The organism is Cupriavidus laharis, from assembly GCF_914271435.1.
Classification (GTDB): Bacteria; Pseudomonadota; Gammaproteobacteria; order Burkholderiales; family Burkholderiaceae; genus Cupriavidus; species Cupriavidus laharis.
Genome location: NZ_CAJZAI010000001.1, coordinates 686795 through 700720, shown reverse-complemented (window position 1 = coordinate 700720; position 13926 = coordinate 686795). Strand labels below are relative to the sequence as shown.

At 65.0% G+C, this 13926-nt stretch carries 12 protein-coding genes and 1 tRNA gene; 6 read left to right on the top strand and 7 right to left on the bottom strand.

Annotation, left to right across the window (positions count from 1 at the left end):
* Positions 1-33: 33 nt before the first annotated feature.
* Complete coding sequence (locus tag LDO29_RS03200; RefSeq protein ID WP_224078332.1) at positions 34-1395, bottom strand: MBL fold metallo-hydrolase RNA specificity domain-containing protein; 1362 nt, start codon at positions 1393-1395, stop codon at positions 34-36.
* Between the two features lie 543 nt (positions 1396-1938).
* Between LDO29_RS03200 and LDO29_RS03195 the strand changes: the two genes are divergently transcribed.
* Both LDO29_RS03195 and LDO29_RS03190 read left to right on the top strand, forming a co-directional pair.
* Positions 1939-3669 carry a mechanosensitive ion channel family protein gene (locus LDO29_RS03195; protein WP_318035495.1) on the top strand — a complete coding sequence of 577 codons (1731 nt, stop codon included), beginning with the start codon at positions 1939-1941 and terminating at the stop codon, positions 3667-3669.
* A gap of 329 nt (positions 3670-3998) precedes the next feature.
* Complete coding sequence (locus LDO29_RS03190) at positions 3999-4382, top strand: hemerythrin domain-containing protein (RefSeq protein ID WP_224078331.1); 384 nt, start codon at positions 3999-4001, stop codon at positions 4380-4382.
* 325 nt (positions 4383-4707) lie between these two features.
* On the opposite strand, the gene LDO29_RS03185 is transcribed toward LDO29_RS03190, so the two are convergent.
* The 6 genes from LDO29_RS03185 to cysS form a co-directional block, all read right to left on the bottom strand.
* Positions 4708-4801 (bottom strand) — tRNA-Ser (locus tag LDO29_RS03185).
* A gap of 131 nt (positions 4802-4932) precedes the next feature.
* Entirely contained in the window at positions 4933-6183 is a 1251-nt protein-coding gene (locus tag LDO29_RS03180; RefSeq protein ID WP_224078330.1) for an aspartate kinase, read from the bottom strand.
* A 118-nt stretch (positions 6184-6301) separates the two neighbouring features.
* Positions 6302-7756 carry a tRNA lysidine(34) synthetase TilS gene (gene tilS, locus LDO29_RS03175; protein WP_396022617.1) on the bottom strand — a complete coding sequence of 485 codons (1455 nt, stop codon included), beginning with the start codon at positions 7754-7756 and terminating at the stop codon, positions 6302-6304.
* Positions 7722-8693 (bottom strand): acetyl-CoA carboxylase carboxyltransferase subunit alpha, encoded by a 972-nt coding sequence (locus LDO29_RS03170; protein ID WP_211947873.1) that lies wholly within the window; start codon positions 8691-8693, stop codon positions 7722-7724. The genes tilS and LDO29_RS03170 overlap by 35 nt, the downstream gene beginning before the upstream one ends.
* 115 nt (positions 8694-8808) lie before the next feature.
* Positions 8809-9567, bottom strand: a complete 759-nt coding sequence (locus LDO29_RS03165; protein WP_396022616.1) for a DNA-3-methyladenine glycosylase family protein — start codon at positions 9565-9567, stop codon at positions 8809-8811.
* Complete coding sequence (gene cysS / locus LDO29_RS03160) at positions 9564-10952, bottom strand: cysteine--tRNA ligase (protein ID WP_224078328.1); 1389 nt, start codon at positions 10950-10952, stop codon at positions 9564-9566. The genes LDO29_RS03165 and cysS overlap by 4 nt, the downstream gene beginning before the upstream one ends.
* A gap of 247 nt (positions 10953-11199) precedes the next feature.
* Between cysS and LDO29_RS03155 the strand changes: the two genes are divergently transcribed.
* The 4 genes from LDO29_RS03155 to LDO29_RS03140 all read left to right on the top strand — a co-directional run bounded on the left by LDO29_RS03155 (position 11200) and on the right by LDO29_RS03140 (position 13920).
* A complete protein-coding gene (locus LDO29_RS03155) occupies positions 11200-11937 on the top strand; it encodes a tetratricopeptide repeat protein (protein WP_224078327.1) in 738 nt (245 codons plus the stop codon).
* Positions 11934-12521 carry a peptidylprolyl isomerase gene (locus LDO29_RS03150; RefSeq protein WP_224078326.1) on the top strand — a complete coding sequence of 196 codons (588 nt, stop codon included), beginning with the start codon at positions 11934-11936 and terminating at the stop codon, positions 12519-12521. The genes LDO29_RS03155 and LDO29_RS03150 overlap by 4 nt, the downstream gene beginning before the upstream one ends.
* A gap of 24 nt (positions 12522-12545) precedes the next feature.
* Positions 12546-13046, top strand: coding sequence for a peptidylprolyl isomerase (locus tag LDO29_RS03145; RefSeq protein WP_290369501.1), 501 nt, complete (start codon positions 12546-12548; stop codon positions 13044-13046).
* Positions 13047-13122: 76 nt separating this feature from the next.
* Complete coding sequence (locus tag LDO29_RS03140; RefSeq protein WP_224078324.1) at positions 13123-13920, top strand: UDP-2,3-diacylglucosamine diphosphatase; 798 nt, start codon at positions 13123-13125, stop codon at positions 13918-13920.
* Positions 13921-13926 lie beyond the last annotated feature (6 nt).

Genomic DNA, 13926 nt, shown 5'->3' with positions numbered 1-13926 from the left:
CCGCAGCGCAGGTAGGCGGCACCCGCGGCAATATCAGTCGTCGAGTCGATAGGTCTCCCGGTATTCCGGCATCGTCACCCGCCACCCGAGTCCGCGTTCCACGCGCTGGCGCAGCGCATCGCTGGCCTCGGGCTCGCCGTGGACGATGAACACGCGCCGCGGCGGCGCATGGAAGCCGCCGAGCCAGGTCATCAATTCATTGGCATCGGCATGGGCCGACAGGCCGTGAATCTGTTCGACCGCTGCGCGGATCGCGATGTCCTTGCCATGGATGCGCAGTTCGCGCTGGCCGCCCGCCAGCGCGGCGCCACGCGTGCCCGGCGCCTGGAAGCCGGCAAGCAGCACCGTGCAGCGCGGGTCCGCGCCAAAGCTGGCAAGGTGGTGCACCACGCGCCCCCCGGTCGCCATGCCGCTGCCCGCCAGGATGACTTTCGGCGTGTGGTCCTGGTTGAGCCAGACCGACTGCTCCATGCTCTGCACCGGAACCGGCAGGCCGCAAGCCGCCACGCACGCGGCGCGGCTGATCCGGAGTTCATCCGGATGCAGGGCAAAGATCTGGGTCGCGTCGATGGCCATCGGACTGTTGAGGTAGACCGGGATATCGGGCATGCGCTTTTCCTCGCGCAAGCGGTACAGGCAGTACAGCAAGGCCTGCGTGCGCCCCACCGCGAAAGCGGGAATGACCAGAGTGCCGCCCCGGCCCAGCGTGCTACCGACGGCGTTGGCCATGGCGTCCAGCGGATCCTCGTCCGGATGGATGCGGTTGCCGTAGGTCGATTCGACCAGCAGGCAATCCGCCTGCCGGATGAACTCGGGTGGCCGCATCACGATGTCATTCAGCCTGCCGAGATCGCCCGAAAAGACGATGCGCTGCCCCCCTGCATACAGGGTCACCGCGGCCGCGCCGATGATGTGCCCCGCATGGTGGAATTCCGCATCGATATCCGGCGTCAGCGCAAAGCGCGTGCCAAACGGCTTCGGCTCCAGCCGGCGCAGCGCGCGCGCGGCGTCGGCGCAGGTATAGAGCGGCAGGGCCGGACGGTGGCGCGAGAAGCCCTTGTGGTTGGCATAGGCCGCGTCCTCCTCGGCCAGCGCCGCGCTGTCCGGCAGCAGGATGCTGCAGAGTTGCGCGGTACCCATGGTGCAGAACACGGTCCCGCGAAAGCCGTTTCGCACCAGCAGCGGCAGGTAGCCGCTGTGGTCGATATGCGCATGGGTCAGGATCACGGCATCCAGGCTGGCGGGATCGACCGGCAAGGGGTCCCAGTTGCGCAGCCGCAGCGACTTGAACCCCTGGAACAGGCCGCAGTCCACCATGACCCGGCTGTGGCCTGTGTCTAGCATGTATTTCGAGCCGGTGACGGAATCGGTGGCGCCGAGGAATTGCAGTTCCATGTGTCGCTCCCTGTCAGTGCGCGCCGAAATGCGCGCCAAGTTCGGCAGCCACGCGAACGCGCGCCTGACCGCCGGGATCGCTTGCCAACGCAACCAGTACAGTCCCGTAATCCCACGGGATGGCAGAGCCCGTGAGGATCTCCGGCACGACGACATGCTTCCGTCTACGCAATCTACGTCGCGATGCCCGCGTGGACTTGTCTCACGTCAAGCTTCGCGGTGATGACACGCCCTCGGCCGGTGTGCGTCCAGCCACCGAAGCTCCCGGACGGGCTCCGGCTGGCGGGCACCGGTGAACTGCCCAGCGAGACCTTGCAACGGTGCCGAGGATCGGCTTGATGCCGGAAAAAGGCATGCCGCGAATTCGGGCCATCAGGCTTTTGCGCTGCGCCGGCGCCTCTCGCTACGACGCCGGCTCACTGAGCAGCAGCTTGGCCTCCTGAGCGTCGCAAGAAGAACATTTTCGTGGCGTTTTCACAGAAAGCGCACCATTATTCAAGGGTCAAACATCTCGAACGGCACTCCGCCGACGCGCGACGGAACATGGAATCCCACGACCTTGCCCGCCACCCGTTTGTCATCTCGACCACACTACCCGCCCTCGTCCGCCATTGCATGGCGATGCTCATGCTGGCGCTGGCCCTCGCGCTTCCCTTTGCTGCGCTTGCCGCAGACAAGCCTGCCCCGGCACAAGGTCTCGAATTTGCCGACCTGACGCTGATGAACCGTCCGGTCGCCACATTCCGCGCAACACTGGCTGGCGCGTCGCCAGCCGTGCGGGCCGAGCGTGCGAAAGAGCGCTTCAACAATCTCGACCGCGCCAAACTGGCTCAGCCGTTGACGCGCGTGGCAGGCCGGCTGGGCAACGCGTCGGGCGTGGCTATCCGGATCGGCGATCTCGTGCTGTTCGCGATCACGGAGGGCGATCTGGATCCAGAGCAACCGGGCCAGACCACCGAGACCGAGGCCGCCGCCGCCGCCGAGCGGCTCGAAGCTGTCATCGCAGCACGCCGGGATCAACTTCGCTGGCCAACAATCATTCGCGGCACGATGCTGTCAATGCTGGGGCTGCTGGTATTCGGCGGCCTCGTCTGGGGCATTGCCCGGGCACGCCGGCGGCTCAGCGCACTGCTGGTGAAGACACTGGAGCACCGTGTCGGCGAGCGCGCCCGGCGTACCGGCTTCGACTGGACCAGCGCGCTGTTCCAGGTAGCCAGCCTCGTCGTGCAGATTGTCGGGGCCGGCCTGATCGTCCTGCTGGTGTTCCTGTGGCTGGAATTCGCCCTTGACCAGTTTCCCCTGACCGCGCCGCTCGGCCAGCGCATGGGAACATTCCTGCTGGGCTTGCTGGCGCGCATCGGCGAAGGCATGTTGCAGGCAGTTCCCGGAGTCGTCACCGTCATTGTGATCCTGCTGATCACCCGGGCCGTGCAAAGGCTGGTGGCGAGCATCTTCGATGCGGTGGAACGCGGCCAGATCAGCATGCCCGGGCTCCATCCGGAGACCGCCGGAGCCACCCGGCGGCTTGCGTCCGTCGTGCTTTGGGCGCTGGGGCTGACCTTCGCCTACCCATACATCCCTGGCTCGCAGAGCGATGTATTCAAAGGCTTGTCGGTGCTGTTCGGCTTCATGGTCACGCTCGGATCGGCCAACATTGTCAACCAGATCATGAGCGGCATGGTGCTGGTGTATTCGCGTGCGTTGCGGCCGGGCGACATGGTCGACATCGGCGGCACCGTAGGTACGGTAACGGGACTCGACACGCTCTCGGTCAAGATCGAGAACCTGCGGCAGGAGGAAGTGACGCTGCCCAACGCGGTGGTGGTTGGCAGCGCGGTCCATAACTTCTCGCGCCGCGGGCGCGCATCCGCTGCGCTGCATGGCGACTCCGGCGCGCTGTTGTCCACCGCCGTGACCATCGGCTACGACACGCCCTGGCGGCAAGTCCACGCCATGTTGCTCAGCGCCGTCGCGAGCGTTCCGGGACTGCGCGGCGAGCCCGTGCCCTTCGTGCTGCAGCGCGGGTTGTCGGACTTCTACGTCGAATACGAGTTGTTCTTCGGCATTGCGGACCCGCGCCGGCGCTTCTTCGCCCTGTCCACGCTGCACCAGGCGATCCAGGATGAATTCAACCGGCAAGGCGTGCAGATCATGTCGCCGCATTTCGTGCTGCAACCCGACGAGCCGGTGGTAGTGCCGCCGGCAAAGTGGCACCAGATGCCTGACGCGGCAGGCGCCAGACGCGAACTCAGGCCGGACGACGGCACAGCCTGATACGGCGCCGAGCGGCGCGCATGCTTCAGAAGCCGGCCTCCCGACTCCCCACGCAGGCTGCGTTGCGCTGCCTCGCCCTCTAGGTACAAGCGTCCGTCTCCTGCGAGATGAGTGGGTCGATGATGGTGATCCCCTCTTTGCCCTCGATGATGATCATGTCCAACTGCAGAATGCAGGTTTACTCCCCAATGCCCGTCTAACACCTCGTACGCAAGGAGCGAGTCCGCGCACCCTGTATGGTTTTGTCGGGACGTTAAATTTAATGATGTATTCTAAATGCATCTTATAGGCTGCCAACCACATCCGTTCTCGCGAACGTCATACAGATCATGTCACTTACTGCCACCCTCAAGAACGAACATCAAGGAATCTTCCGGCTTCTCGAAGAATGCCGTGAAATGGGCATGTCGGACGAAGGCCGCAGAAAGCTCAAACAGGTGAAGGGACTTGTGATCGCGCATCTGGCACGCGAAGACAGCAAGCTGTATCCGCAAATGCAAAACAATATCGAGACGAAGGATCTGGCTGCCACCTACGCGGCAGAAATGAAGGGAATAACGCAGGACGTGATGGCATTCTTTAATGCGCTCGAGCAAGGCAGATCGGGGATGGACTTTGCACGCCAGATGGGCGCAACGATCGCCCGGCTTCGTCAGCGTATGACGCGTGAGGAAGTCCGTTTGTATCCCGCATTCGACCAGCATTGCGCGTGATACGCCGCCAGGTCTGGCGGACTCCCGTCGTGACCGGGGCCATCGCCGATGGCCAGATTCGTCCCACGCGGAATCCGGCGGCATGGTGGCATCCCAAGCTACGGATGATCTCGCGCTAGCCACTGTGCTGCTCGACGAGGTCCAGGAGGATTTTGCGGCGGAAGTCGTAGGCATTGCCGCGAAGCTGGCAGTTCGTTGCCATTCGGATTCTCACAGGTACCGGTGTAACACCTGCGCGGCATCGTGTGCCGCCTGATCCCACTCCAAAAAAACAAAACCCCGGAAGACCGCGATCTTCCGGGGTTCGCCGCCAATACAGATGTAGTGGCGGAGACGGAGGGATTCGAACCCTCGATCCAGGTTTTGGCCCAGATGCTCCCTTAGCAGGGGAGTGCCTTCGACCTCTCGGCCACGTCTCCCAAACTTGCGTTGTTCGAGGGAGCCGAACAACGAAGCGCGTATTCTAGCGGCCCCGTCCTTGTTGGTCAACGAAAAATCGATAACTCAACACAAAAATTTTCGGTCCCGCCAGAAGAATTTACGAACGGGATCAGGCCTGTTCCAGTTCGAACGCCTTGTGCAGCGCGCGCACAGCGAGTTCCATGTATTTCTCGTCGATCAGCACCGAGATCTTGATTTCCGAGGTGGAGATCATCTGGATGTTGATGCCCTCTTCCGAGAGCGTACGGAACATCTTGCTGGCGACGCCGACGTGCGAGCGCATGCCCACGCCGACCACCGAGACCTTCGACACCTTCGGGTCGCCCGAAACGCTGGCGGCGCCAACGTGCGGCTTGACGCTGTCGGTCAGCAGCGTCAGCGTGCGCTGGTAGTCGCCGCGCGGCACAGTGAAGGTGAAATCGGTCTTGCCGTCCACCGACTGGTTCTGGATGATCATGTCGACGTCGATGTTCGCGTCGGCGACCGGCCCCAGGATCTGGTACGCAATGCCCGGCTTGTCCGGCACGCCAAGAACGGTGATCTTGGCTTCGTCACGTGCAAAGGCGATGCCGGAGATAACGGCGGCTTCCATTTCAGACTCTTCCTCAAAAGTAATCAGCGTGCCCGAATGCATTTCCTGTTCGAGCGGCATAAGCGGGTCGGTCAGCGACGACAGCACGCGGGTCTTCACGCGGTACTTGCCGGCGAACTCCACCGAGCGGATCTGCAGCACCTTCGAGCCCAGGCTGGCCATTTCCAGCATTTCTTCGAAGGTGATCTGGTCCAGGCGGCGGGCGTCCTCGACCACGCGCGGATCGGTGGTGTACACACCATCCACGTCGGTGTAGATCAGGCACTCGTCTGCCTCGATGGCGGCGGCAATGGCCACGGCCGAGGTGTCCGAGCCGCCACGACCCAGCGTCGTGATGTTGCCGTCGTCGTCAATGCCCTGGAAACCCGTGATCACCACCACGCGGCCGGCGTCGAGATCGGCAAGGATGCGCTCGTCGTCGATCGACTCGATGCGGGCCTTGGTGTAGGCCGAATCGGTCTTCACCGGCACCTGCCAGCCCGTGTAGCTGACTGCGTCGATGTTCTCGCCGTGCAGCGCGATGGCCAGCAGCGCGACGCTGGCCTGTTCGCCGGTCGAGGCGAGCATGTCCAGTTCACGCGGGTCCGGCTGCGCCGAAATCTCCTTGGCGAGGCTCAGCAGGCGATTGGTTTCGCCCGACATGGCCGAAGGCACCACGACTACGCGGTGACCGGCGCGGTGCCACTTGGCCACGCGCTTGGCGACATTCTTGATGCGTTCCGTGGAACCCATCGAAGTGCCGCCGTATTTGTGAACGATGAGAGCCATCTTCTTGTCGACGCCAGCGATTGTGCAAAGCTCTTGAAAATACACGAACCGAGCCCGTCAGGCAAGGCGCAATGGCCTTGGCGCGCCCCGGAAAGTGATGCCGGCGACCAGCGCCGGGCTAATCCGAGCGAGCCCCGGGGCCCGCTTGCACCCACTCGACACGCCAGCGCGGCGCGTGCGGCGCCTCGCCCCATCGACGGTGCATGCCGAGCCCCGCCGCCATGACCAGCACATCGCCGGCCCACAGCAGCGGCAGCCAGCACCGGCGCCAGCGTGGCACGCCAGCCTCCTGGTAGGCCTGCTTGAGCGCGCGAGCGGGGCCGCCGGGCCGAAGCACGATGCGCTCGCCGCCGGTGCGCTGCGCAAGCCGCAGCGGCTGCCGCAGCACGGCTTCGGGTACACCGAACGTGTCGTCGCGCGTGAAGCGCAGTTCGCCGCGCCAGGCCGGCACCACGATACGCGCCTCGCCATGCCACGCTAGCGCCTGTGGCGCCGGCAGCGTATCGGGCTCGGGCCGGCAGGCCAGCACCCTGCCCTGGAACCGGCGCAGCACCAGGCCGTCATGATCAATGGCCGGCTCGCCGCCGCCGTGGTCGAGCAGTTGCCCACGCATGGCGGCCAGCCTGGCCGTGGATGGCGCCCGTGCGCCGAGGTCGCGCAGCCAGACGCGCAGCACGGCATCGGCATGGGACGCAGGCAATGCGCGCAGGCCAGGCAGGTCCAGTTCGGCCAGCGTATCGGCATCGCGTCCGGGGGCTGCCAACCGTGACAGCGCAGCGCCTGCCAGGTCGTCGAGCATACTGGCGGCCTGCGCAAAATGCACGGCAGCCTGCGCGACGTTCGCGCGCAATGCGGGGAAGGCCTGCTCCAGCAGCGGCAACTGCGCGCGCAGCGCATTGCGTGCGTAGCGCGTGCTGTCGTTGGATGGATCCTCGATCCATGCCAGCCCATGCGCGGCGCAATAGCTGTCGATGTCAGCTCGCGGCACTTCCAGCCACGGCCGCAGCAGCACGATGGCACCTTCTTCGTCCAGCCTGCGCATGGCGGGCATGCCGGCCATGCCTGCCACGCCTGCGCCGCGAAAAAGCCGCAGCAAAACGGTTTCGACCTGGTCGTCGAGATGATGGGCAAACAGCAGCATGCAGGCGCCGCTCACGCGGCACATCTCGCCGAGCGCCTCATAGCGGGCACGCCGCGCGGCGGCCTCGATGCCCTCGCCCGTGCCCGCCTGCACCGAGACGCGCCGCACGAAATAACCCAGTTGCCAGCGCTCGCACAGTTCCGTGCAGAACCGGTCCCAATCGTCGGCCTGCGCCTGCAGGCCATGATGCACATGCAGCGCCACGACACGGGCCTGCAGGTTCCACGCCGATACCGCAGCCTGCGCAGCATGAAGCAACGCCACCGAATCGCGACCACCGGACAGCGCCACGGCCACCACTATTTCGGCAGGATCCGACGCCGCCCCGCCAGAAACAACAAAGGCCGCACCGGCCTGCAGAGCCTGTGCGACCTTGTCGGTCAGGCGGTCGGACGGATCAGTCCTGGACGCCGGTTTCCTTGAACTTGCCATAGGCGAGCAGGCGCTCGTAGCGGCGGGCTTGCAGCTCCTTGACGCTCACGCCCTGAAACTGGCGCAGCGATTCGGCCAGCGAACGCTTGAGCATGGCTGCCATGCCCTTCACGTCGCGATGGGCGCCGCCCAGCGGCTCGCTCACGATCTTGTCGATCAGGCCCAGTGCCTTCAGGCGGTGGGCGGTCAGGCCAAGCGCTTCAGCAGCTTCGGGTGCCTTCTCTGCCGTCTTCCACAGGATCGATGCGCAGCCTTCCGGCGAAATCACCGCGTAGGTCGCAAATTGCAGCATCTGCACCACATCGCCCACGGCGATGGCCAGCGCACCGCCCGAACCGCCCTCGCCAATGATCGTGGCGATCAGGGGCACCTTCAGGCCGGCCATCACGTACAGGTTATGGCCGATCGCTTCGGACTGACCGCGCTCTTCGGCATCGATGCCGGGGAACGCGCCCGGCGTATCCACGAACGTGAAGATCGGCAGGCCAAACTTGTCGGCCAGTTCCATCAGGCGCTTGGCCTTGCGATAGCCTTCGGGCTTGGGCATGCCGAAATTGCGCATGGCGCGCTCTTTCGTGTCACGGCCCTTCTGGTGGCCGATCACCATGCACGACTGACCGTTGAAACGGGCCAGGCCGCCGACGATGGAAAGGTCGTCAGCGAAGGTGCGGTCGCCATGCAGTTCGTGGAAATCGGTGAAGATTTCACGCACGTAATCGAGCGTGTATGGACGCTGCGGATGGCGAGCGATCTGCGCAACCTGCCACGGGGTCAGGTTGGCATAGATGTCCTTGGTCAGCTGCTGGCTCTTGCCGGCCAGCCGCGAAATCTCTTCGGAAATATCGACAGCCGAATCGTCCTGCACGAAACGCAGTTCTTCGATCTTTGCCTCGAGTTCGGCAATGGGCTGCTCAAAATCCAGGAAGGTGGTTTTCATAAAATCACACGTACCTGTCTGTGAAGGGGCGCATTCTACCGGAATTTGGCCGCTATCTTTGCGCCGGGCAGATAGCCTTTACTGCACCTGCAGCTACTTTTTGTTACGGCTATGCCTAATACGTCACTGGCAGCGGGTCTAGACTGCGCCACATGTACCATGTGGCCACCGTGCGCCAGGGCTCCCAGTTTGCCGCGACTTCACGCGCTTCGCTACGGGTCACAGGCTCGCCGCTGAAATAATTGGTCGAGATGGCATTGATCAGCCCCACGTCGTCCAGCGGCAGGACGTTCGGGCGCATCAGATTGAACATCAGGAACATCTCGGCCGTCCAGCGGCCGATGCCACGGATCTGCGTAAGCTCCGCGATGACGGCTTCGTCGTCCATCACCGCCCATTCGCTCACATGGACGCGGCCGGCCTTGAAATGGTCCGCCAAGTCGGCAATGTACTCCGCCTTGCGGCGCGACAGCCCACACGCGGCCAGTTTCTCGGGCCCCGCGCGCAGGAACTGCGCAGGCGTCAGCTTCGGGCAGGCGGCGGCCAACCGCTCCCAGACCGACTGCGCCGCCTTGACGGAAATCTGCTGGCCTACCACCGAACGCGCCAGCGTGATGAACGGATCGCCGCGCGAGACCAGATGCGCCGGGCCGTAGGTCGGAATCATCTTGCGCAGGATCCGGTCGCGCTTCATCAGGTCGGCGCAGGCTTCGTCCCAGTAGGCGGGACGCACGGCGTCGATGACGGTCTCGACCGGCAGCGGCAATGCCTCGGCTTCCGGCAGCACGGCCTTACCGTCCTTCGCGCTGCCCTTGGCGGCACGGGAACTGGCGGTCTTGGCCGGTGCGGCGGGCTTGCGCGCGGCAGCGTTCAAGCCCGCCTCCATTCGGTCGCACCACCCGGTTTGTCTTCGAGCACAATGCCCGCAGCCAGCAGTTCCGCGCGGATGCGGTCGGCTTCGGCGAAGTTGCGTTCGGCCTTGGCGGCCTTGCGGGCAGCGATCAGCGCTTCGATCTCTTCCGGCGCCGGGCCGTCCGCCTGCTTGCCGCCTTGCAGGAACGTGTGCGGGTCGCGTTCCAGCAGGCCCAAAGTGCCGGCCAGTCCCTTGAGCTGGCGTGCCGCCGCGGAGGAGCCGGTCCTGTTGACCTCGCTGGCGAGGTCGAACAGCACGGACATTGCGATCGGCGTGTTGAAGTCGTCGCACATGGCCTCGGCAAAGCGCTTTGCATGCGGTTCTTCCCAGTCCACGGCATAGCCGCCGGGCTGCGTGTCCTTGAGCGCCGTGTAGAGCCGGGTCAGCGCGTGGCGGGCGTCGTCCAGATGGGCGTCGCTGTAGTTCAGCGGGCTGCGGTAGTGCGCGCGAAGGATGAAGAAACGCACGACTTCCGGGTCGTATTCCTTCAGCACTTCGCGGATAGTGAAGAAGTTGCCGAGCGATTTCGACATCTTCTCGTCATTCACGCGCACGAAGCCGTTGTGCATCCACACGTTGACGAACGGCTTGCCACTTGCACCTTCGGACTGCGCAATCTCGTTCTCATGATGCGGGAACTGCAGGTCGGCGCCGCCACCGTGGATGTCGAAGTGCTCGCCCAGCAATGTGCAGCTCATGGCCGAGCATTCGATATGCCAGCCCGGGCGGCCCATGCCCCACTTCGAATCCCACTTGCTTTCTGGGGGCTCGCTTTCCTTGGCCGACTTCCACAGCACGAAATCGAGCGGGTCCTGCTTGGCGTCGTTGGCCGTCACGCGCTCGCCGGCGCGCAGGTCTTCCAGCGACTTGCCGGAAAGCTTGCCGTAGCCATCGAACTTGCGCACGGAGTAATTGACGTCGCCGTCCGTCGCCTGGTAGGCCAGCCCCTTCGCCTCCAGCTTGCCGATCAGGTCGAGCATCTGCGGCACGTAGTCGGTCGCGCGCGGCTCGTGGTCCGGCCGGACGATGCCCAGCGCATCGGCATCCTCGTGCATGTACTGGATGAAGCGCGTGGTCAACTGGCCGATGGTTTCGCCATTCTCGGCCGCGCGGCGGATGATCTTGTCATCGATATCCGTGATGTTCTGGACAAACGTCACCTCGTAGCCCGCGGCGCGCAGCCAGCGATGCACCATGTCGAACACCACCATCACGCGCGCGTGGCCAACGTGGCAGTAGTCGTACACGGTCATGCCGCACACGTACATGCGGACCTTGCCGGGTTCGATTGGCACGAATGGCTGTTTCTCACGCGCGAGCGTGTTGTAGATGTTCAGAAGCTGCATGAAGCAATGAGTGTGATGTGAGGTGACTGCCGGCACGCCGCTGGCCCGGCCCACGACACTACCCGCCGGACCCGGAGCGATGGCGCACGCGCAAACACCGGAGCCCCATATCTTACCGGAAGCGCCTTGCCGCCACGCACCCGCGCGCGCAATGCATGGCGCCGGCCCGGTGCCGTGGCGCGCACGCGCGTCGTGCCGGCGGTGCCGCTTTGCTAGAATGCCGCGGAGTATAACGGACCCTCCTTCAATGAGCCTGACCCTGCCCACCGAGCGCCTCGCCCCAGCGCGCCGCGCCATGACCGCACTGGCCGTCCTTGCCGCGCTGGCAGGTGGCGCCCATGCGCAGAACGGCCCGCTGTCCCTGGCAGCCCCGAGCGCGCCGCCATCGGGCCCGCGCTCGGCCGACCCCGGCATGGACAAGGCCGAACGCGCCGCCGCCGGCAAACGCTACGACGAAGCCATTGCCGGCTACGACCGTGTGCTGGCCGCCAACCCACGCAATGCCCAGGCCCGCTTCGAGCGTGCCTGGGCCATGGCACAGGCCGGCCGCGAGGACGAGGCCATCCAGGCCTTCTCCGAAATGGCGCAGGACTTTCCCGAGTTGCCCGAGCCGCACAATAACCTGGCACTGCTCTATGCGAAGCGCGGCGACCTGAAGCGCGCGGAAGCGGAGTTGCTGCTGGCCACCGAGGTCAAGCCCGGCTTTGCCATCGGCTATACCAATCTCGGCGATGTCTACCGGCGCCTGGCCGAACAGGCCTATGCCGAAGCCCTGCGCCGCAACCCGGGCGACGCGCGCGCCGGTGCGGCGCTGCGCCAGTTGCGGCCTGCCGGGAACCCGGCAAGCCCGGCAGCCCCGGCTGCGATCCGCGCGCCTGCCAGCGCCCGGCCGCACGCTGATACCAGCCGCCGCCCACTTCCCGTTCCGTCGCCGGGCTGCCAACGCCCGGCGCAATCCTCAAGACTACCGGAGCCGCAGTCATGATCCGTTCCCGCCGCATCCTCCTGGCCGGCCTGAGCGCCGCCGCACTGGCCCTGTCCGCCCTGCCGTCGATGGCGCAGCAGGCGCAAAAGGCCGAACGCGTGCAGTTCGTCACCAGCCAGGGCAAGTTCACCGTCGAGGTCTATCCCGACGCCGCGCCCAAGTCCGTCGCCAACTTCATGGAGTACGTGAAGAGCGGCTTCTACAGCGGCACGATCTTCCACCGCGTGATCAACGGCTTCATGGTCCAGGGTGGCGGCTTTGACCGCGAAATGAAGCAGAAGCCCACGCGCGCGCCAATCCCGCTGGAAGCCCAGAACGGGCTGAAGAACAAGGCTGGCACCGTGGCCATGGCGCGCACCAGCGACCCGAACTCGGCCACCGCCCAGTTCTTTGTCAATGTGGTAGATAATCCGAATCTCGACTACCCGCAGCCTGACGGCAATGGCTACGCAGTATTCGGCAAGGTGGTGGAAGGCATGGACACGATCGACAAGATCAAAAACGTGCCGACCACCGCCTACGGCCCCATGCGCAATGTGCCGGCCACACCCATCGTGATCGAGTCGGCCAGCGTCATCCAATAAACACTACCGTACAGAGGAATGCCCATGTCCAAGGTCCAGCTCCACACCAACCAGGGTGTCATCACCATCGAACTCGACGCCGAGAAGGCTCCGAAGACGGTCGAGAATTTCCTGTCGTATGTCCGCAAGGGCCACTATGACAACACCATCTTCCACCGCGTGATCAAGAACTTCATGATCCAGGGCGGCGGCTTTGAACCCGGCATGAAGCAAAAGGGCACCGACGCCCCGATCGAGAACGAAGCCGGCAACGGCCTGAAGAACGACAAGTACACAGTGGCCATGGCCCGCACCAACGCGCCGCACTCCGCCACGGCCCAGTTCTTCATCAACGTGGTCGACAACGACTTCCTGAACTTCAGCTCGCCGACCCCGCAGGGTTTCGGCTACGCGGTGTTCGGCAAGGTCGTCGAAGGCACCGAAGTGGTCGACCAGATCAAGGCCGTGCGCACCGGCAGCTCGGGCTTCCACCAGGACGTGCCGCTGGAAGACGTGGTGATCGAAAAGGCCGTGGTCGCCGAGTAAGCACGCGACCCATGCCTGACGATTGCGGCTTCATGCACTCTCTCCTGCCGGTAACCAATTCCTCCAGGCCGCGCGCATGACCGCAATCCCCACCACGCCGGTGGCCGGTCCCCTCGAGGTACAGGCGCCGGCGTGGTTCATTTCCGACCTGCACCTGACGCCGGGCATGCCACGTACGCTGGCAGCGTTCGAGCGCGTGCTGGAACGCGCCGCCACGCAAGCCCGCACCCTTTTCATCCTGGGCGACTTCTTCGAGTTCTGGATCGGCGACGAAGAGACCAGTTCCCCGTTCGCCACCCGGGTGACCACTGCACTGCGCGCGCTGGCCCGACGCGGCGTGGCGATCTACCTGATGCACGGCAACCGCGACTTCCTTCTCGGCAAGCGCTTCGCCGACGCGGCCGGCATCACGCTGTTGCCCGATCCCGCCATCATCCTCTGCGCGGGCCAACGCGTCGTGCTCAGTCATGGCGACATGCTGTGCACCGACGACGAGCGCTACAACCGCTTTCGCCGCTGGACCCGCAAGCGCTGGGTGCAGCGCGTGTTCCTGGCCTTGCCATTGTCCGCGCGTCTCGCGGTGGCGCGCCGCCTGCGCGCCGACAGCGAGGCCGGACGCCAGCGCCAGCTGGAGCAAGGCCTGCCGGCCCAGGTGGTGTACGGCGACGCCACGCCGGCCGCGGTGACGGCACTGCTCGAAGCGTGCGATGCCCGGCTAATCGTGCACGGCCACACTCACCGTCCCGCGCGGCACCAGGATGCCTCGGGCGTGCGCTGGGTGCTCACCGACTGGGATCTCGACGGCAGCCATCCGCGCGCCGCGGTGCTGCAACTGGACGAAAGCGGCTTCCATCTGCAGCCACAGACGGCATAAGGGGCA